Raw genomic sequence first — 18550 nt, 5'->3', positions numbered from 1 at the left:
AGATGAAAAAACATATAACATCGGCGATATCGCAAACTTTTGGAAAGTTCGCAAATAAAGAGTTTGCAAAACCGATCCAGAAATTTATAAACAGCTCATATGTGAAGATAATGGGTCTAGATATGAGCGAGTTTCATGCGCCAAGTACTTACCGGACTTTAAATGCGCTTTTTACAAGAAAACTCAGAGAAGATAGAGACTATTCGCTAGATAGCAAAGATTTTATATCGCCGTGCGACTCTTTTATAACTGAGTGCGGAGATATAGATGTTCGTCATGCCTTTCAGATAAAAGGGATGAAGTATCACTCCGACGAGCTTTTGGGAGAGCACTTTAGCAAAGAGGAGAAAGATATAGTTGAAGATGGAACTTTTATAAACTTCTATCTCTCTCCAAAAGATTATCACCGCTACCACATGCCTACAAACCTGAAAGTGCTAAAAGCCGTACATATTCCCGGAAAATTCTACCCTGTAAATGTACCCTCACTCAAAAAGAAAATAAATCTTTTTGTAGAGAATGAGAGAGTCGTTTTGCTGTGTGAGACAACAGATAAAAAGAGATTCTATATGGTGCTTGTTAGTGCCTTAAATGTCGGAGTTATGCAGGTCTCTTTTGAGCCAAAAATAAAGACCAACGCAGACGTACACAACAGCAGCGCATACAGTTACGAGAACCTGCATCTAAACAAAGGCGATGATTTCGGCTGTTTTGAGATGGGTTCGACTATAGTTATTTTGGCGCAAAAAGATATGCTCGATGTTCATGTAAGAGCAGGGGAGCATGTCAAATACGGCGATACGATTGCGGAGTTGAAATAGTGTTTAAAAAAGTTTTAAAATTTGCCCTTTTTGCTTTAGCTGCGGCAGCGGCAACTGTTTTTATCTATAACTATTTAATGGAACAATCAAGCAAGAGCGCGCTTTTAAAAGATTTTGCTTTTGGAAACGGGAGAATCGAATCTACCCAGATAGATATTGCATCAAAGATTCCGGGACGGCTTGTTGAAGTTTATGTAAATGAGGGCGACATAGTAAAAAAAGGTCAGATGTTAGCCAAACTAGACAGCAAAGAGCTTGATGCAAACCTGCGCCTCTCAGAGGCTCAAACAAAGCAGACAAAAGAGGCAAAAAACCATGCTTTGGCAGTTTATGAGCAGAGAAAGAGCGAGTTTGAACTCTCAGAGCAAAATTTCATAAGAGCGCAAAATCTCTATAAAAAAGATGCCATCTCACAGCTTAGTTTTCAGCAGTCACAGAGCGCCTATAAATCCGCAAAAGCTGCCCTGCAGGCTGCTAAAGCCGATATCGCACAGATGGAAGCCTCAATAACTTCAGCAAAAGCCCAGTACGACGCCATAAAAGTCAATATAGACGAGAGTACGCTTTACGCTCCTACAGAGGGGAGAATCCTTTACAAATTGATACAAAACGGCGAAGTAGTCGGAGGCGGTCAAAACGTACTTGTTCTGCTTGATCTCTTAAATACTTACATGACTATATTTTTGCCGACCTCACAAGCGGGTCTTATAAACTACGGCTCAGAAGCCAGAATAGTTCTCGATGCTCTGCCGGATATAGCCATACCTGCAAAAGTGACATTTATCTCGCCAAAAGCACAGTTTACGCCAAAGCAGATAGAGACGCAGGATGAGCGCGAAAAGCTCATGTTTAGAGTAAAGGTAAACATTGACTACAATCTCTTAAGGGAGCATATGGAGAAGGTGCGAACTGGTCTTCCGGGAGTTGCTTACATAGCGTTAAGAGAGGATGCCATCTGGCCTCAAAACCTTAGCAATCTTCCAAAAAGTTATCTAAAAACAGATAAATAATATGAACTATGTTGTCAAGATAAAGGATGTTTCGCACTTTTACAAAAAAACAAAAGCAGTCGACAACATAACTCTTGACATCCCCTCCGGATGCATAGTCGGACTTATCGGACCCGATGGCGTAGGAAAATCTACACTCCTCTCCATCATTGCGGGAGTTAGAAAAATTCAAAGCGGAAATGTAGAGGTGTTGGGCGGCGATATAAAGAGCGCTTCTTTTAGAAAAAAGATCTCCTCGCGCATTGCCTATATGCCTCAGGGACTTGGGAAAAACCTCTATATGCTGCTCTCCGTATATGAAAATCTTGAGTTCTTTGGAAGACTTTTCGGGCTTGAAAAAAACGAGAGAAAGAAGAGAATTGATGAGCTTTTAAAGAGCATCGGACTTTATGAGTTTAAAGATAGAGCGGCTGGAAAACTCTCTGGCGGGATGAAGCAAAAGCTGGGTCTTTGCTGCGCGCTTATCCATGACCCGGACCTGCTTATACTAGATGAGCCGACAACAGGCGTTGATCCTCTCTCAAGAAGAGAGTTCTGGAAGCTTATAGAGCTCATACGCAAGACGCAAAAAGAGATGAGCGTGCTTATTGCTACGGCTTATATGCAAGAGGCTGAACTTTTTGATTATACGGTAGCTATGAATGATGGTAAAATACTCGCAAATACAACTCCCGCAGAGCTTTTAAAAATCACAAAAACGGACAATATTGACTCTGCTTTTATAGAGCTTCTGCCAAAAAAGCAGACCAAAGAGCATAGAGATTTTCCTATCTCTGAAAAAAGCCAGATCCAAAATGACATATTGGCAATAGAGGCTTTTGAGCTGACAATGAAGTTTGGAGATTTTACTGCCGTTGAGAATGTGAGTTTTAAAATCAAACAGGGTGAGATTTTTGGTTTTTTAGGCTCAAACGGATGCGGTAAGACTACTACGATGAAGATGCTTACAGGACTTCTTATTCCTACGCACGGAGATATCAGACTCTTTGAGACTCCCATAAAAGGGCACAATTTGGAGATGAGAAAAGATGTAGGCTACATGACGCAGTCTTTTTCGCTCTACAATGAGCTTACAATCAAACAAAATCTCTTTTTACATGCACATCTCTATCAGATTGAAAAAAGTCTTATAGATGCGAGGGTAGAGGAGATGTTAGAGCGTTTTTATATTAAAAAATATGAAGATGCTTTAGCCCATGATCTGCCGCTTGGAATAAAGCAGAGACTCTCTTTGGCGGTTGCCGTTATTCATAAGCCTAAGATGCTTATTTTGGATGAGCCGACATCTGGCGTTGACCCTATATCTAGAGATATGTTTTGGAAGTTTTTGATTGATTTATCCAGAGAGGATGGAGTGACTATTTTTATCTCCACCCATTTTATGAATGAGGGAGAGCGATGTGACAGAGTCTCTTTGATGCATCAAGGACGTGTTCTTGCAAGCGACACGCCGCAAGCCCTTGCAGAGTCCAAAGATAAAGAGAATCTCGAAGATGCCTTTGTAGAGTATCTCTATGGCGCGATGGACAAAGAGGAGATGGATGAGAGCGCAATAGCCATAGATAAAAGCAGCCACAAAGAGCCTAGCGGATTTTTTTCGCTTCTTAGATTTTTTGGATATGCCTACAGAGAGTCTTTGGAGCTTGTAAGAGACCCCGTGCGTTTGGTATTTGCGCTTTTGGGAACCGTGATCTTGATGTTTGTTATGGGCTATGGTATCAGTATGGATGTTGAAGATCTTAAGTTTTCAGTCCTTGATAATGACCAAAGCCCGCAGAGCAGGGAGTATGTAGAGTATATATCCGGTTCAAGATACTTTTTAGAGCAGGAGGGTCTTACCTCTTACGAAGAGCTTGATGAGAAGATGAAAAGAGGGGAGATTGCTCTTGCTATTGAGATACCGCCAAACTTTGGGCGTGACCTGAAAAAAGGCTCCAACCCAGAAGTAGGGGCGTGGATAGACGGAACCATATCTTTTAGGGCAGAGACTATAAAAGGGTATATGGAGGGGCTTCACGGTACATATTTGAGTGAGCTCTCCAACGTAGACGCCAAACCTTTGGTTGGAGTTGAGATGCGTTACCGTTACAATCAGGACTTTGAGAGTCTTAACTCAATGGTTCCCGCCGTAATCCCGATTCTTTTGGTCTTTATCCCATCCATTTTGATGGCTCTTAGCGTTGTGAGAGAAAAAGAGCTCGGCTCAATTACCAACTTTTACGCCACGCCCGTTAGAAAACTGGAGTTTTTACTGGGCAAACAGCTTCCATATATTTTTATTAGTATGATTAGCTTTTTAGGGCTTATGCTTCTTGCGGTCTATGTTTTTAAAGTTCCAGTTGCAGGAAACTTTGCTGTTCTGTTTTTTGGAGCCCTTCTCTTTGTAAGCGCGACAACGGGTCTGGGTTTTTTAATGTCCTCTTTTGCAAAAACACAAATCGCGGCACTTGGAGGAACGGCGATAGCTACCATGCTGCCAACAGTGAGTTTTTCAGGACTTAGAGACCCTGTAAGTTCACTCGAGGGCGTTGGCGCGTTTATAGGCAATATATTCCCAGCTACATACTTCATCAACATAAGCAGGGGTATATTTAGCAAAGACATAGGTTTTGAGGGGCACTACTTTGATTTTGTCGCTCTTGCTCTCTCCATCGTCGTTATTACCTCCATAAGCCTTATGTTACTAAAAAAGCAGGAGAGATAATGATGAAGCACATCTCAATCATCTACCGTCTCTTTTTAAAGGAGCTACTGACTCTTTTGCGAGATAAGATTATGTTCATCTTTATCATCTACTCATTTAGCGTAGCAATCTATCTGGGGGCGGTGGAGTCCTCTACGGAACTAAACAACGCGCCGATAGCTTTTGTGGATGAAGACAGATCAACGCTTTCACAGAGAATCATAGACTCCTTTTACAAGCCTAGATTTATGACGCCTGAAATGATCTCTTACGATGAGATAGACAAGGGGATGGACGCAGGAGTCTACACGTTTGTACTGGTTATTCCAAGCGGTTTTGAGAGAGATGTTTTAAGTGGCAGGAGTGTTGATATTCAGCTAAATATCGATGCCACGAGGATGCTTCAAGCAGGAATCGGCGGCGGATATATAACTGCAATAATCAACCAAGAGGTTAATGCTTTTTTTGCAAATCCTGAATTTGTAGCACCTATTGAGTTAGTTACGAACTACAAATACAATCCAAACCTACAAAGCAGCTGGTTTGGGAGCATAAACGAGCTTATAAGCAATATTTTGATGTTCTCTATTCTCTTGGCGGGGGCTTCTTTGATGAGGGAGAAGGAGCACGGAACTATAGAGCATCTTTTGGTCATGCCCTTAAATGCAGTGCAGATAATGCTTGCAAAAATATTCTCAACGCTCTTTGTCATTATGATTTGTGTGGTTTTTTCAATTTTTGTGGTTGTTGAGATGTTTTTGAATGTTCCTATTATCGGCTCTATACCTCTCTTCTTGTTCGGTACTTTCCTCGTTCTTTTCTCTACAACCTCTATGGGAATATTTATGGGAACCATAACAAAGTCTATGCCGCAGTTTGGGATGATGTTTATCTTGGTCGTACTGCCCCTTTTAATGCTCTCAGGAGGCATAACTCCCTATGAGAGTATGCCTAAAATTTTGCAGTATGTTATGTACCTATCGCCTACGACTCACTTTATGGAGGTAGCTCAGGCGATACTATTTAGAGGGGCAGGGCTTGAGATAATCTGGCTCGATTTAGCCGCTATCTTTTTGATAGGGCTATTTTTCTTCGCTTTTGCGCTTTTAACTTTTAAAAGAAGTCTTGAGTAGCCTACTTTAGACTATACGTTAAATCTAAAGTGCATAATATCGCCGTCTTGCACGATGTACTCTTTACCTTCTAGACGCATTTTACCCGCCTCTTTAGCTTTAGCTTCGCCGCCGCATGCTATAAAGTCTTCATATGCGATGACCTCGGCGCGGATAAAACCTTTTTCAAAGTCGTTGTGGATTACGGCTGCCGCTTTTGGTGCCGTAGTGTTTTTGCGGATTGTCCATGCACGAACCTCTTTTACACCTGCGGTAAAGTAGCTCATAAGTCCTAGTTTGTCAAACCCTTTTTGGATGATTTGTCCAAGTCCAGACTCTTCAACGCCAAGAGAACTTAAAAACTCCTCTGCTTCATCATCATCAAGACCGACTAGCTCCTCTTCAATCTTCGCACAAAGTTTTATAAGCTCACAGTTGTTTTTTGCCGCATGCTCTTTGAGGTCTAGTACAAATTGGCTATCTTCAACCAGACCATCTTCATCAACATTTGCACCGTACATAATCTCTTTTGCGGTTAAGAGTCTTACCTCATGGTTTAGCTGCTTAAACTCATCGCTATCTGCTTTTGGAAAGTTTTTAGCAAGGTTTCCATCAGCTAAATACTCTAAAAGTTCTTCTGCCAAAGCTAAAACAGCAGCCGCACTTTTGTCGGTTTTTGCCTGTTTTTTAAGTCTGTCGGCTCTGTTTTGCAAAACTTCGATGTCGGCTAAAATAAGCTCTCCCTCGATAATCTCTACATCTCTTAGCGGGTGGATACTTCCCTCAGTATGGACGATGTTATCATCTTCAAAACATCTGACAATATGCAAAATAACTTCAGTCTCACGGATGTTTGATAAAAACTTGTTTCCTAAGCCCTCACCCTTGCTTGCACCTTTAACCAATCCTGCGATATCTACGAAATCAAGAGTAGAGTGCTGGATGCGCTCAGGCTTGACTATTTTTGCAAGCTCTTGCAATCTTACATCAGGAACAGGAACTATTGCCTTGTTTGGCTCGATGGTACAAAACGGGTAGTTCGCAGCCTCCGCGTTTTGTGCTTTTGTAAGTGCGTTAAAAGTTGTTGATTTGCCTACGTTTGGAAGTCCTACAAGACCGATACTTAAACCCATAATTTACCTTTTGTGCTGTTTTATATTTTTTTGTAATGTTAGCCAAAGTATGCATAGATAACCCTTTAACGGCTTTTGCTATTTTGGAGTGTGTATTTTTAAGAAGAGGCGAGAAAACAACTCTCGCATGCTCCTGCATTCCCATCGAGGACGATGTGAACGAGAAAGAGCATGAGAATGAGGAAGTTTAGTGCTTTTAGTAGCTCATAGAACCTGCGTTTAGAAGTCCGATGGAGACAGATAAAAATGCCATGAGCATTCCAACAGGGACAACACCATCGTTTATCTGCTCTTGGAGAGAAAATTTGTTAGGGATTCTTGTAAATACCAAAGCGAAAAAAAGTTGAATGAACATAGCAACGCTTCCCCAGATTAAAAAATCTCCATAAGAAACTGAACTTACCAACGCACTGTAAAGCGGGATTGAAAAGCCTATAATCGCACCGCTAAACGTTAAAGATGCAGCCATATTGTTCTCATGAAAAATGAGCTTATAGTCATCATATGGGGTAACTATGGCATAAAGGTATAAAAATAGACCTACCAAGGCAACGGCTGTTGTAAAAAACAGACCAAAAGCTAAAAACGATTCTACCATGCGAACTCCGGTTTATTAAATTTTAAAAATGAATAATAGCAAAACAAAGTCAATTAAAATAATAATTGAGCTTTAAAAAATATTTTCGGCTACGCCACACTCTGCAAACCAAACTCCACTTTGAAGATAGATCACATCGGAGCAAGCCTTAAAGATTTTGGGAAGATTGAAATAAATTTTGTTTAAATATTTATATTTTGTGATAGCATACGCTTAAAAAAATGATAAAGTTTTTGAGGTTTAATAGATGAGTGACATAAATATAAAACAACTACTTGATTTAGAAGTTGCTAAGCGTAACTGCGAGGGCGAGATATGCGAAGAGCGGCTAGACCCCATCATGGTTGCACACAAGTATAAAGACCCGAGTATCTCGCTTATATGCGCGCTTTTTGCTTATGGAAATGTAAAGCAGATTGTTAAGTTTTTAAACTCTCTTGATTTTTCGCTTCTGGAGAAAAGTGATGATGAGATAAGAGAGGGGCTGAAAAATCACTACTACAGATTTCAAAAAAGCGAAGATGTGGCGGCTCTTTTTATCGCCCTTAAACGACTAAATGAAAAAAGTACGCTAGAAGAGATTTTTAAAATGGGGTATAGCAAAAATAGAAGTACGATAGAGGGTGTAAACTCTCTTATAAAAACTCTGCAAGATATTTACCCGCACTCATCTATGGGGTATAACTTTCTAATCTCTCAAGTAACTCTAAAAACAAAGGGAGCAGGGGCGCTGAAGAGGTGGATGATGTACTTGCGATGGATGGTGCGAGAGGATAATATCGACATGGGTTTGTGGAGCGGAGTCGATAAAAGCGACCTTATTATTCCGCTTGACACACATACCTTTAACGTCTCAAAAAAAATGGGGCTTTTGGATAGAAAAAGTTACGATTTACAAGCGGCCATTGAGCTTACATGTAAGTTAAAAGAGTTTGATGATAGCGACCCGCTAAAGTACGATTTTGCACTCTACCGCATCGGTCAGGAGAAGTTGTCGTTTGTGTGAGAGAATTTTTCTCTCATTATAAAAAGAGCAAATGCCAAAATAACGGCGGATATGGAGGCAATATGAAACAAAAGAGTGCTTCCGTAGCCATCCCATATCCATCCCGCAGCACTTAGAGATATTAGTGTCGCAATGCCGACTGATGTGTAGTAAACTCCATACGCGGTCGCTTTCAAATCATAGGGTGCGGTGTCTGAGATGATGGCTTTTGCCAAGGAGTTAAACCCTCCCGCAAAAAATCCATATATGGCAAAACCAATCCAAGCTCCGAGAACGCTCCCGCTAGACATCGCGATTGCCCCCAAGCCAAAAGCCAAATAGACAAAACAGAGCAGAGCCGCTTTGCCGAATTTGTCGGCAAGTTTGCCTATGGGGATTGCAAAAAAGGACTGCGTAAGATTGTATAGCGCGTATGCAAGAGGGATTATTGCAAGTGAGAGCCCGTTATCTCCCGCTTTTAATATCATAAACGAGTAGTTCATCGCAACCAAACTAAAGAGTGTTTGAAATCCAACCAGCCAATAAAATTGAGAAGGAAGCGCACTAGGGCGAAAACGCCTCGTTGGAGAGGGCGTAAAGGGCACATCCGTGATTATAAAGATGAGAATTGCCATGGATATAAGCCCCGGAATAATACTGAGCGCGAAAATGGTTCGAAAGGTCGTTTCGCTCTCTCCGAGCCACCACAAAAGAGCAAACGCACTCAATGAGCCGACCAGTGCGCCCGCTCCGTCCATCATCTTGTGAAAACCGAACACAAAACCGCTGGAGCCTTTTGGCGTAGAGGCGCTGATAAGAGCATCTCTTGGAGCAACGCGAATCCCTTTGGCAAGGCGGTCGCCTATTCGGATGGTCATAATCATGGTCGCACTTTGGGCAAAAAAAGCGAGAGGTTTTATGAGGTTTGAGAGACCGTATCCAAAGACGACGATACCTTTTCTTCGCCCGAGCCTATCCGAGTAGAAGCCCGAGAGTGCGATAAGCAGAGCCACTGAGAGTTCAGCAAGACCCTCGATGATGCCGATTTGTGTTTTGGTTGCATGTAAAAAACGCTCCAAAAACAGAGGCAGCAGAGGAAGAATCATCTCTGTGGAAAAATCCGTAAAAAAGCTGTTGGCTCCGAGTCCGACAATGTTTCTATTAAGTGGTGCTTTTTTCATGCTCTTTTTTGGTGTGTTAAATTTTTTACTATTATACAAAAATTATCAATTTGTTGATTATAGCTATTTTGGCTATAATCCATAACTATTTTTTTAAAAGGATACTCCATGGAGTGCGAAATCCCTACAGTAAACTCAAACAAACAAGAGATAAGAGAAATTTTTGATATAACTAGGACAATAGCAATTATCGGGCTCTCTCCCGATGAGTCAAAAGCGAGTCATAGAGTTGCAAAGTACCTTAAAGAGCAGGGGTATAAAATCGTCCCTATCTACCCAAAAGAGGAGACTATTTTGGGCGAGAAGGTCTACCGCTCACTCTCAGAGGTTCCTTTTGCAGTTGATATGGTAGATATCTTCAGAAAGCCAAAAGAGCTTGATAATGTGGCAGACGCATGTATACAAAGAGGTGATGTGAAAGTTTTTTGGGCTCAAAAAGATATAGTCAACAATGAAGCTGCGGCTCGCGCTAAGGCGGCTGGCATGAGAGTGGTTCAAAATATGTGCACAATGGTAGAGCATAGAGTTTTGAGAGAGGAGGCGTAGTTGTTTGATGTAAAGAAAATCTACGAAGCCAGAGAGCGCATAAAAGATGTTGTCGTAGATACGCCATTTTCATACGCTCCGCATCTCAGCAAAAGTTCGGGATGTGAAGTTTATTTAAAAAAAGAGAATCTTCAAGTAACCGGTGCTTTTAAAATCAGAGGCGCGTACAATAAAATAGCAACACTTGAGGGTGCGCAAAAAGAGTGCGGCGTTATAGCGGCAAGTGCTGGCAATCATGCTCAGGGAGTTGCACTTTCTGCTTCCATGTTTGGCATTAAAGCGGTTATAGTTATGCCGGAATCCACACCGCTTACAAAGATAAACGGCGTAAAAAACTACGGTGCAGAGGTTATTTTGCACGGAATAAACTACGATGAAGCGTATGCTTATGCACTTGAGCACGGCAAGAAAAACTCTCTGACTTTTATTCATCCTTTTGAAGATGAAGAGGTTATTGCAGGTCAGGGAACTTTGGCGCTTGATATTTTAGATAAGTGTCAGGATTTGGATGCTGTTGTTATACCTGTTGGCGGCGGCGGGCTTATATCGGGCATGGCTGCTGCCATCAAGAGCGTAAATCCCAACATAGAAGTTATCGGAGTAAGCGCGAAAGGTGCGCCGGCGCTCAAAAATTCTTACGAGTTGAAAACTGCCGTAGACTCGCTTAGTGTGAGAACAATCGCGGACGGGATTGCGGTTCGTGACACCTCGCCGATTACTCTTGGTTATATGCTACAGAGCGTAGATAGATTTATAAGCGTAGACGATGAGGAGATAGCAAGCGCGATTCTCTTCTTGCTTGAGAAGCAAAAGCTTGTTGTGGAGGGCGCTGGAGCCGTAGGTGTTGCCGCACTTTTGCATGGTAAACTAGAGCATTTAAGGGGTAAAAAAGTAGCACTAGTGCTCAGCGGCGGAAACATGGACGTAACACTGCTCTCAGTCATCATTGAGAAGGGTCTCTTAAAATCAGGCAGAAAGATGAAGCTGACGGTCACTTTGGTTGACAAACCGGGTTCATTGATGCGTTTTACGCAGATACTTCAAGAGCTTAACGCAAACATAGTGCATATTGCATATGACAGAACTTCCATATCGCTTGATTACGGCGACGCAAACGTAACGGTTCATGTTGAGACCAAGGGAGAAGAGCACCAAAGTATGATATATAAAGTGCTAAAAGAAGAAAATTATATAAGAGATTAAGCCTAGAATGAAACCAATAAAAAAAAGTAGTTTTAGCGAAGCGATAATATATACACAAATCTTGGATGCTAAAACGCTTTTGGCGGTTGATGCGCGTACAACTATAAGGTATTTGGATATAGAGAGTTTAAGTCTCAAGGATGAACTAAAAGTCGATGTTGTGCATACAAGACAGGGCTCAAAGGTAGTTTCGTTTACTCCGGATGGAGAATATTTTGCTTTAATTGACAAAGAGTGTAAAAAATCTATGCTCTTTGAGACAAAAGGAAAAAAACTTCTTACTACGATGGATAGACATCAGGGCGAGGTCTCATGTGTCGCAATCGACCCGAATGGAAAATATATGTTTTCATGCGGTGATGACGGCATAATATACGCCATTGATATAAAGAGCACCCAGCTTGCTTTTACGCTTCCGCCGCATAAAGATTTTGCAACCGACATAGCATTTACAGAGGATGGTAAGTGGGTGGCAACTTCCGGTTACGATAAAAACATCTCCCTATACAATTTGGCTATGATGACTCCGCAAGGCAAGTTAAAAGCCCACTCCTCTCCCGTGCTAAAGCTTCATTTTCTAGGGGATGGAAGGCTTTTTAGTCTCGATAAAAAGAGCGGCGCAATAGTCTGGGATGCAAAGAGCGCAAAAGTTATTGCAAGGTTAAAAGGCATACATGACGAGGTTATATCTCTCTGCGAGGCAAGCAAGAGTAGGTTTCTTTTTTTAGGTACAAAACTCGGATATATTCTTGTATATGATTTAGCAAATTATGAACAGATCTCAAAAAAGTATATAAAACTCCCCGATGCAATTACCTCTTTAAGCTTTAATGAGAAGAGAGAAGAGCTGATAGTAGCAAGCGCAAACGGCGAGCTTCTTGTTTACGATATTTTTGAGCAAGAGGGGCATTTGCGAGAACTGTTTGAGCAAAAAAAGTATGCCAATCTCTCAAGCTGCATAAAAGAGAATCCGCTTTTGGTATATACAAAACCATACAAAACATTTGAGATGCTTTGGGAGAAAACAATCCAAAGAGCAAAACTGCTTTTAGAAAACTGCGAAAAAGCCAAGGCAGAGGGGCTGTTTAAAGATTTTTTGGGTATTGCATCTAAAAAACAGCAGATGCAAAAGCTTATGTCTGAGTACTCTGAGTATGAGAAGTTCCTCGCATATGTAAAAGCAAACAAGCTCTCTCTTGCATACGCTCTGGTAAATCTTCATCCGCTTTACAAAGAGACGAAGGTTTACAAGTCGATGGAGGCTGAGTGGGAGAAGGATTTTGCTCTTGCAAAAAAGTATATGCTTGAGCAGAAATTGAGCCACAAAGTTCAGGAGATATTGGCTCCGTACAGAGGAATAAGTGAAAAAACGCTTCTGATTCAAGAACTTACACAAAATATAAATGCGTATAAAAGATTTAAAGAAGCAATTACTCAAAGAAAATTTAAACTTGCTTTTGAAATCCTAAAGCAGGCGGAGGTTTTAAAAGAGTATCCGGAATATAGAGCTCTTGTAAACTACTCCGACAATCTCTATATAAAAGCACAGGTGATGCTTGGAAACAGTGATGCAAATTCAGCTCTTAAAATTTTTCGTGTTTTGCTCGATTTTGATGACTTTAGGGATGAAGCGAAGGAGAGTATAGAGAAAATAGAGGCAGAGAGAAAGTTTTTCACTGCTCTAAAAGATGGAGACAGCACTCTTGCGTATACTATTATGGATGAGTTTGAGGATTTAAAAGAGAGTAATAATGGAAAAATGCTCCAGGCACAGTGGGAAGAAGATCTCGAAAAAGCCGGCTATCTTGCCCTTTATGCTGACATAGAGGGAGCAAAGAGAGTTTTGGCAAAGTATATGAATATAAAATCAAAAAGCCAAGAGATAGCAGATGTTTTTTCAAAAGCTCATGTTACTCAACTTTACAGAGCTCTTGATGAAGAGAGAGATCAAAAAAGTATAGAAAACGGGATAAAAAACTACATACTCTACTACGGCTTAACTAAGCGTATAGAGGGCTATTTTGAGGATTTTAAAGTAAAGTTTTCTGAGAGTAAAATAAATATCAACTCACAAAAACAAGGCTCTACCCAGAGCTGGAGACCATCTATGATAGTTAATTCAATCTTGTGAATAAAACAACAATATTATAAATAGTTATAAGGAAGCTTATAATAAAAAGTGTTACGATTTGAACAAGTTGAATAAGTTTTTTTAATTTATTGGCTAAAGGGGACAAAAATACTCTTTAACTTGTTATTATTTTATCACATTTGTATTTTTAATCATCTTCATACCATGATTGATTATATAAGTGCAAATTTTATGATAAAGGAGTTCACCTATGAAAAAAGTTGTTTCTATGATTTTTGTGATGATGAGTATGGCTATTGCCCTAAGTGCAACTCAAACTGCCAGTGATGACAAGTCGGTTATCAGAGGTGAGCAACCTCACCCCGATAAAGGTATCTTGTACTAACAAGATTTGCATATGCTACGACTCTTTAAGTTGATTGTAGGAGAGAAACTTTTAGAGTCAGAGCATAGAACATGATTTTTCCTAAAACTTAACAGCAGCAATTAGACGGATAGCGTCAACTTTTTTGTCTGTTGCTGCATCAATATCTTGATGAACATATATCCCCGTTAAATTTACATACTTGCCCACTTTTGCAGATGCAATGAGGTCAAATTCCGTTCCTTCGCTTGAAGTCTGATCTATATTTTGAAGTGAAGCCGTAAGCTTTAACCCTTCAAACTGGTAACTTGCCGCAGCTCTTACAGCATCTGTGTTACGCGCTCCAACAAATGCACCATCTTGAAATACAGACTGCGTATATACTTTAGATTTGTCGCCTGTTGCAGCATTTGCAATTGTCGCTGTACCAGTTTCACCCGTTGCAGTTGTAGAAAGGGAGACGTCTGCACTGAACTTTCCGGCACTATATCCGACTTTTGCAGCTGTAACCATAGCATCATCAACACTTGAATTTGTTAAATTTATCCCCGCATTTTGAATTCCGAAAAAAAGTCCTGATTTTTTGTATTCTGCATCTGCCCAGTATGCGGTAAATAAAGAGTTTACGTTGTAGTACCATAGATTTACCGCTAAGTTCTCAACAGGAGGCTTTATTATTGCGCCGAATGCGTATACTCTTTTATCACCGTCTGTCACCGATGTACCATTATAGGTACTTCCAAAACCGTAGTAGCTTCCATTATGCATAGTTGTACTTGGGAAATTTGTAAGAGTATTGTTGTTTGCGCCTCTAACAGCTCCACCATTGTGCTGATGAACATATCCAGCGACAAGTGTTGTATATGGAATATCGCTGTTCATAACCACTGCGGCATCAAATGTATTATATGAAGCATTCCATCTCTCTGTAAAGAGTAGTGGCGTATTAAGCGCTTGACGACCTACAATTACAGATGTATTTGATATTTTATAATCAAGGTTTGCCTCGCTTACCCAGATTTGTGTTCTGTAGTAACCGTTGTCACTTTCCCATCCTGCACCGGCAGATGAGATATCTTTTACAAAACTCTGCTCAAGTCCAAGGCTGTCAACTCCTATAACGCTTGCTTTCCCCTTTAAGCCATCATAAAGATCAGCACTTACTCCCAATTCAACAGCAGCAACCCCAACGCTTGTTTTTTGCTGGAACATATCATTGTTAGAAGCGTTTTCTACGGCAGTTGTTTGGTACCAATACTTTGCACCTCCACTTACCTTTACGTTTTCTACCCCATATGCCGACGCCGCTAGCAGTAAAGCTAGAAACGGAGCTGTTGTTTTTGATATTCTCATCCCAATTCCTTTTATTGTTTAGATGTTAAAATTATAAAAGCATAGTGTCAATTTTTATTTGACAAAGTCTTTACAATATCTTTACATTTTTGTTTTAAGATGTTAATTTTGTTATTATTTTATCACAAAATAAAAATAGAGAAACAAAATGCTGTGTGATTTTTTTATGTTACAGATTTAAACTCTGATATAGCTCATTTTATATATAATTGGCGAATTTTTTAATACAGGAGACTTTTATGCAGATAAGCGGCGCGCAGATGGTCATTGAAGCTTTAATTGCAGAGGGGGTAGATACGGTTTTTGGCTATCCCGGCGGAGCAATTATGAATATCTATGATGAGATTTATAAGCAAGATAAATTTGAACATATTTTGACTAGACATGAGCAGGCTGCCGTCCATGCTGCAGAAGGGTACTCTAAAGCCAGCGGAAAAGTCGGTGTTGCAATGATTACAAGCGGTCCCGGTTTTACAAATGCAGTAACAGGACTTGCTGATGCATATATGGATTCTATTCCAATAGTAGTAATAAGCGGTCAGGTTCCTATGAGCCTTATCGGTACAGATGCATTTCAGGAGATTGATGCTGTTGGAATAAGTCGCTCATGTACGAAGCATAACTATCTTGTCACAGATGCTAAGGATTTGGCGCGTATACTAAAAGAGGCTTTTTATATCGCTTCTAGCGGTCGTCCGGGTCCTGTTCATGTTGATATTCCAAAAGATGTAACTGCTCAGATAGCAAACTTTGACTACTCGATTGAGCTGGATTTAGAGACCTACAAGCCTCATACAAAGGGAAATCCTCGTCAGATTAAAAAGGCTATGGAGGCAATTGCAAAAGCAAAAAGACCTCTCTTTTATCTAGGCGGAGGTATTATAAACTCGAATGCGGCTTATGAAGTAAGAGATTTGGTTCACGCAACCGGAATTCCTGCCGTTGAGACATTTATGGCAAGAGGCACTCTTAGTCATGATGATGAGTACTTAATCTCAATGCTAGGTATGCATGGCTCATATGCCGCAAATATGGCTATGAGCGAGACCGATTTAGTTATAGGTTTGGGTGCTAGATTTGATGATCGTGTAACGGGAAAACTCTCCGAGTTTGCTAAAAATGCAGGTGTTATTCACGTTGATATCGACCCTGCGAGTATCTCAAAACTTGTAAATGCAGACTACCCGATAGTAGGTGATGTTAAAAATGTTGTTGAGGAGATGTTAAGACTCTCTAGCAATATCAATCCTCTCAAGTATGCATCGTGGAGAGATACGATTAAAAACTTTGATACGCTGCATCCTCTGACTTATCATGAAGACACAGACAGATTGAAGCCGCAATGGGTTATACAAAGAGTGGGCGAACTTTTGGGAGATGATGCAAACATATCAACTGATGTTGGACAGCATCAGATGTGGACTGCACAGTTCTACCCTTTTACGCGCCCCCGTCAATGGATAAGCTCTGGTGGACTTGGAACAATGGGCTTTGGTTTTCCTGCTGCCATGGGCGTAAAAGCAGCATCTCCGGATAAAGTAAGCATAAATATTACGGGAGATGGTTCAATACTTATGAATTGTCAGGAGCTTATGACGGCTGTTGAGAAAAAGCTGCCAGTTATCAACATCATACTAAACAACAACTATCTTGGAATGGTTCGTCAGTGGCAGACGCTGTTTTATGATAAGAGACACAGCGAGACTGACTTGAGTGTTCAGCCTGATTTCGTAAAGCTTGCAGAGGCATTCGGCGGAATAGGGTATAGAGTTACGACTAAAGATGAGTTTGACGCCGCACTTAAAGATGCTATCGAGAAAAATATAGTTACTTTTATAGATGTTGTGGTTGAGAGACTTGAGAATGTTATGCCAATGGTGCCATCAGGTGGCTCACTCTTCAACATGATGCTATTAGAGAAAAAGGAGAAAAAATAATGGAGAAAAGTGAAAGAAGAGTTATCTCTGTTATTGTTGTAAATGAAGCAAGCGTATTGTCTCGTATTACAGACCTTTTCTCGGGACGCGGATATAACATTACGTCGCTAACTGTGGCTCCTATCCCTGAAAGCAAATACTCTCGTTTGACTATCGTTACATCAGGCTCGGTTAGAGTTATAGAGCAGATTACAAAACAGCTCCATAAACTGATACCTGTTTTAAGGGTTTATGAACATGCCGACTTGGTTGAAAAAGAGATGGCGCTCATAAAATTTCCTGCATCTGAAAATATTACCGATATTGCAACTCTTTGTAGTGCATATAACGGAAAGATTGTTAATGTTGGAGACAACATTATCATAGCGATGGTAGCTGATGAGCCAAAAAGGGTTGATAACTTCTTGAAAATTATCAACAAATACAACCCAAAAGAGATTGTAAGAAGCGGTGCCGTAGCACTAGAGAGATAGATTAAGTGTTTTTTAGCGATGTTGCTTCACATCTAAAACTTGAGTTTATCGGAAGAGATGTAGAGATAGACTCTATGAATGAGCTTTCTCTCTCTTCGCCCTCACAACTTGCATTTGCTGTTCATAAAAAATATGCAAACGAGTTAAACTCATCCAAAGCAAAAGCCTTCTTAATAACAAATTCATTAATAGAGTATCTTCCTCTTGACTCCTCTTATATTGTTTGCGAGGATGTCTCTATCTCTATGGCAGAGGCTACTAAGCTTTTTCATAAAAAACCTATTGAGTCACAGCTTAGCGATGCGGTTATAGGCGAAGAGTGTTATATAGACTCTCTGGCTAGGATTGAGAAGGGTGCAGTAGTCGGCTCAAATGTCACTGTAATGGCAGGCGCTTATATAGGCACAAATGTTACAATTGGGGACAATACCCTTATATATCCAAATGTTACCATCTATAGAGAGTGTGTTGTTGGAAGCAACTGTATTATCCATGCAGGAACGGTCATTGGGGCTGACGGATTTGGTTTTTCTCATACAAAAACAGGCGAACATATAAAGATATATCAAAACGGAAATGTTATAATAGAAGATAATGTAGAGATTGGCGCAAATTGCGCAATAGACAGAGCAGTTTTTAACTCTACAATCATCAGACGCGGCGTAAAGCTTGATAATTTTATCCATATCGCGCATAACTGTGACATCGGAGAGCACTCTCTTTTTGTGGCACAGACGGGAGTAGGCGGCTCTACGAAGCTTGGACGCAATTGCGTTGTAAGCGGGCAGAGCGCTTTTAGTGATCATCTCAGTATTGCACCGTTTTCTACCTTTAGCGCAAGAAGCGGAGTTACAAAGAGCATAGATGAGAGCGGTGGAGTTTACAGCGGATTTCCCCTTATGAATCATAAAGATTGGAAAAGGCTTCAGGTGAGGATAGCGAAGTTAAACAACTGATGTTACGCACTAAAACGAACGCGTCCGTTTTAGTGGCAGGGACAAAGGTCCCTACAACCCCCTTATAATGGAGTATGCCATTGGTTAGCATACCTAAAAGCTA

16 protein-coding genes are annotated in these 18550 nt (G+C 40.7%); 12 read left to right on the top strand and 4 right to left on the bottom strand.

Going from position 1 to position 18550, the window contains the following annotated elements:
- The first annotated feature begins 2 nt into the window (after positions 1 to 2).
- Genes IBX42_RS04345 through IBX42_RS04330 form a run of 4 tightly spaced genes read left to right on the top strand, consistent with a single transcriptional unit; the run spans position 3 to position 5647 of the window.
- A complete protein-coding gene (locus IBX42_RS04345; RefSeq protein WP_294929333.1) occupies positions 3 to 821 on the top strand; it encodes a phosphatidylserine decarboxylase in 819 nt (272 codons plus the stop codon).
- Positions 821 to 1831 carry an efflux RND transporter periplasmic adaptor subunit gene (locus tag IBX42_RS04340; RefSeq protein ID WP_294929330.1) on the top strand — a complete coding sequence of 337 codons (1011 nt, stop codon included), beginning with the start codon at positions 821 to 823 and terminating at the stop codon, positions 1829 to 1831. Before IBX42_RS04345 ends, IBX42_RS04340 begins: the two co-directional genes overlap by 1 nt.
- A 1-nt stretch (position 1832) precedes the next feature.
- Positions 1833 to 4535: a ribosome-associated ATPase/putative transporter RbbA gene (rbbA, locus tag IBX42_RS04335; RefSeq protein ID WP_294929327.1), complete on the top strand. Its 2703-nt coding sequence runs from the start codon at positions 1833 to 1835 to the stop codon at positions 4533 to 4535.
- Complete coding sequence (locus IBX42_RS04330) at positions 4535 to 5647, top strand: ABC transporter permease (protein ID WP_294929324.1); 1113 nt, start codon at positions 4535 to 4537, stop codon at positions 5645 to 5647. The genes rbbA and IBX42_RS04330 overlap by 1 nt, the downstream gene beginning before the upstream one ends.
- Positions 5648 to 5658: 11 nt before the next feature.
- Here IBX42_RS04330 and ychF read toward each other — a convergent pair whose 3' ends face one another.
- Together ychF and IBX42_RS04320 are read right to left on the bottom strand one after the other, a co-directional pair.
- On the bottom strand, positions 5659 to 6759 hold the full coding sequence (gene ychF / locus IBX42_RS04325; protein ID WP_294929321.1) for a redox-regulated ATPase YchF: 1101 nt from the start codon (positions 6757 to 6759) through the stop codon (positions 5659 to 5661).
- A 196-nt stretch (positions 6760 to 6955) separates the two neighbouring features.
- Positions 6956 to 7357, bottom strand: coding sequence for a DUF350 domain-containing protein (locus IBX42_RS04320; RefSeq protein WP_294929318.1), 402 nt, complete (start codon positions 7355 to 7357; stop codon positions 6956 to 6958).
- Positions 7358 to 7604: 247 nt separating this feature from the next.
- Between IBX42_RS04320 and IBX42_RS04315 the strand changes: the two genes are divergently transcribed.
- Positions 7605 to 8363, top strand: a complete 759-nt coding sequence (locus IBX42_RS04315) for a TIGR02757 family protein (protein ID WP_294929315.1) — start codon at positions 7605 to 7607, stop codon at positions 8361 to 8363.
- Here the strand turns inward: IBX42_RS04315 and IBX42_RS04310 are convergent.
- Positions 8339 to 9523, bottom strand: a complete 1185-nt coding sequence (locus IBX42_RS04310; RefSeq protein ID WP_294929312.1) for an MFS transporter — start codon at positions 9521 to 9523, stop codon at positions 8339 to 8341. The two genes, IBX42_RS04315 and IBX42_RS04310, sit on opposite strands and share 25 nt — an antisense overlap.
- A gap of 108 nt (positions 9524 to 9631) precedes the next feature.
- On the opposite strand from IBX42_RS04310, the gene IBX42_RS04305 reads away from it, so the two are divergent.
- From IBX42_RS04305 to IBX42_RS04290, 4 genes are all read left to right on the top strand, one after another.
- The gene (locus tag IBX42_RS04305; RefSeq protein ID WP_294929309.1) at positions 9632 to 10069 is read left to right on the top strand and encodes a CoA-binding protein; all 438 of its coding nucleotides are present in this window, start codon (positions 9632 to 9634) and stop codon (positions 10067 to 10069) included.
- Positions 10070 to 11272, top strand: a complete 1203-nt coding sequence (ilvA, locus tag IBX42_RS04300) for a threonine ammonia-lyase (protein WP_294929306.1) — start codon at positions 10070 to 10072, stop codon at positions 11270 to 11272.
- 7 nt (positions 11273 to 11279) lie between these two features.
- Positions 11280 to 13403: a hypothetical protein gene (locus IBX42_RS04295; protein ID WP_294929303.1), complete on the top strand. Its 2124-nt coding sequence runs from the start codon at positions 11280 to 11282 to the stop codon at positions 13401 to 13403.
- Between the two features lie 211 nt (positions 13404 to 13614).
- The gene (locus IBX42_RS04290; protein ID WP_294929300.1) at positions 13615 to 13749 is read left to right on the top strand and encodes a hypothetical protein; all 135 of its coding nucleotides are present in this window, start codon (positions 13615 to 13617) and stop codon (positions 13747 to 13749) included.
- A gap of 81 nt (positions 13750 to 13830) precedes the next feature.
- On the opposite strand, the gene IBX42_RS04285 is transcribed toward IBX42_RS04290, so the two are convergent.
- On the bottom strand, positions 13831 to 15081 hold the full coding sequence (locus tag IBX42_RS04285; RefSeq protein ID WP_294929297.1) for a hypothetical protein: 1251 nt from the start codon (positions 15079 to 15081) through the stop codon (positions 13831 to 13833).
- Between the two features lie 239 nt (positions 15082 to 15320).
- On the opposite strand from IBX42_RS04285, the gene IBX42_RS04280 reads away from it, so the two are divergent.
- The 3 genes from IBX42_RS04280 to lpxD are packed head-to-tail and all read left to right on the top strand — an operon-like array spanning position 15321 to position 18447.
- The gene (locus IBX42_RS04280) at positions 15321 to 17018 is read left to right on the top strand and encodes an acetolactate synthase large subunit (protein ID WP_294929294.1); all 1698 of its coding nucleotides are present in this window, start codon (positions 15321 to 15323) and stop codon (positions 17016 to 17018) included.
- The gene (ilvN, locus tag IBX42_RS04275) at positions 17018 to 17491 is read left to right on the top strand and encodes an acetolactate synthase small subunit (RefSeq protein WP_294929291.1); all 474 of its coding nucleotides are present in this window, start codon (positions 17018 to 17020) and stop codon (positions 17489 to 17491) included. The genes IBX42_RS04280 and ilvN overlap by 1 nt, the downstream gene beginning before the upstream one ends.
- A 5-nt stretch (positions 17492 to 17496) precedes the next feature.
- Positions 17497 to 18447 carry a UDP-3-O-(3-hydroxymyristoyl)glucosamine N-acyltransferase gene (gene lpxD / locus IBX42_RS04270; protein ID WP_294929288.1) on the top strand — a complete coding sequence of 317 codons (951 nt, stop codon included), beginning with the start codon at positions 17497 to 17499 and terminating at the stop codon, positions 18445 to 18447.
- Positions 18448 to 18550 lie beyond the last annotated feature (103 nt).

The sequence above is a fragment of the Sulfurimonas sp. genome (assembly GCF_014859695.1).
Classification (GTDB): Bacteria; Campylobacterota; Campylobacteria; order Campylobacterales; family Sulfurimonadaceae; genus Sulfurimonas.
The sequence above is the reverse complement of the archived record's forward strand: the minus strand, read 5'-3'. Positions and strand labels throughout refer to the sequence as shown.